Origin of the sequence: Shuttleworthella satelles DSM 14600, assembly GCF_000160115.1 — a bacterium.
Classification (GTDB): Bacteria; Bacillota; Clostridia; order Lachnospirales; family Lachnospiraceae; genus Shuttleworthia; species Shuttleworthia satelles.
The window spans coordinates 294,593-296,195 of the sequence record NZ_GG665867.1 but is presented as its reverse complement, the minus strand read 5'-3'; the positions used below and the strand labels follow the sequence as shown (position 1 = coordinate 296,195).

Below are 1,603 nucleotides of genomic sequence, written 5' to 3'. Positions count from 1 at the left end.
ACTCTTATATGATCGCTATGATACCGAGAAGATGACTGTAACAGAGCTAAAAGAGCTTATCTGGCGTTACTACATGAGCTACTGGAATAACCGTCGAATCTGTTCCGCAAATGATGGCCTTCCACCCATGGTCAAGAGACAACAATACTATTCATCTTTACAGGAATCAGCTTAGGGTTGTAAATCCTTGAGGAAAATCTGTCAACCATTATTGACAATATCACTTGTTTGCAATAGAGCTTATCTGAGCAATGGTATTATCGAGCTTTTGCACTGTCCTTGCAAAATTCATAAAGACGATACTTACTACAAACATTCGCTCATCTCTTGTCTGCAAGTCTTTTAAGAGGCTCTTTACATCCTCACCATAGGTAATTAAGTCCGATGGAAGAATGTCCATATCATAACCGCTTCTTACCGCCTTCTTATTTTCCTCAATCTTCATCTTATCAATATCAGTGTTTTTTCGTTTTACCATCTTAATGGCTTCCGATTGGTCGATTGCCCTAATATGAAAGGAAATATTGATGTTATCGTCAATATCCAAAAACTCGGATAACATCCTATCTGAAAGCTCACTGGCAAGGATTTGAAAATGACTCGTTGATCCGATGAATTTGCCGAACTTAAAGCATCTACTCGGTGTAAAGTTAAACTCATCAGGCACAATATATGTCTTTGTGCTTTCTCTTTTCTTTAGGTCTTTGTAGGAAAATCCAAATGTTTTATTTGGATTTAAAACATCATGAAGTATCTTTAGCCTTTCTTCTCCGTTTAGGCTTTCTGCTCTCACGCCCATGCTCTTTAGATTAGATAATATATCTATCTCCAGTCTTTCAAGTTTTGATGTTGCCTGCTCTAAATTATCCGCTTCCACTGTAAAGGTTACATACTTTGATTTTTTAAGTCCGTTATTTCCCTTTACAATCTGGCTTTTAAGCATCTCTCTAAATTCAAAGCGTATATCGTCAAAACCGTCCTTTTTATCCGGTATCTGAATTGCCGACTTCATTTCTTCGTTTCGTCCGAGTTGATTGATATATGAAAACTCAATGCTGATGCTCGGATCAAAGGAATTTAGAAAGTTTGCAAACTGATTAAAAATCAAGTCCCTATCTTCATCTAAGGCAAGCTGATAGTTAATGTCCTGAAAGGCTATACTTTTACTGAAGTGCCTTTCATCAAGCTGGCATATTCCGCTTTTTAAAAGCCTTAGATAGGGAATGGTATCTTCTACCGTATATCTTTTCGGTTCTTTCTTAAAGATAAGGTCAAGGATTCCTCCCTTATCTTTTTTTGGCTTGCAATTACTTTTCTTTAAGTCCCGCTTTTGACTTCTCAATGCCTTTTCGTTTTGCATGAGTTTTATTTGCTGAATTTTTCTTTTCTTGTTCAAGGTAAACCTCCTTTCTCACTCTCTTTTGCGGTTGATAAAACTTATGAAGATAAATATGCTTAAAGTATTTCTCAAATGTCAGTCCGTCTTTTTCAAATAGTGTGATGAAAAAGATAGGAAGCGTGGATACGATAAGGAATATGACAGCTATGTCATTTGGCACAAACTTCCTCATAAATAAATAGACTGGTATTCCAACCAGTCCTG

General features: G+C 36.6%; 2 protein-coding genes and 1 pseudogene. 1 reads left to right on the top strand and 2 read right to left on the bottom strand.

The genetic code is table 11. The annotated features are described in order from the left end of the window. Positions 1-175: pseudogene (locus GCWU000342_RS11005) on the top strand (IS3 family transposase); the annotation flags it as partial. A gap of 45 nt (positions 176-220) precedes the next feature. Here the strand turns inward: GCWU000342_RS11005 and GCWU000342_RS08180 are convergent. Next, positions 221-1,396 carry a VirB4-like conjugal transfer ATPase, CD1110 family gene (locus tag GCWU000342_RS08180; RefSeq protein WP_456299939.1) on the bottom strand — a complete coding sequence of 392 codons (1,176 nt, stop codon included), beginning with the start codon at positions 1,394-1,396 and terminating at the stop codon, positions 221-223. Then, positions 1,308-1,603: PrgI family protein (locus GCWU000342_RS10250; protein WP_006906921.1), on the bottom strand; the 296-nt coding region annotated here is incomplete at its 5' end. The genes GCWU000342_RS08180 and GCWU000342_RS10250, both read right to left, overlap by 89 nt.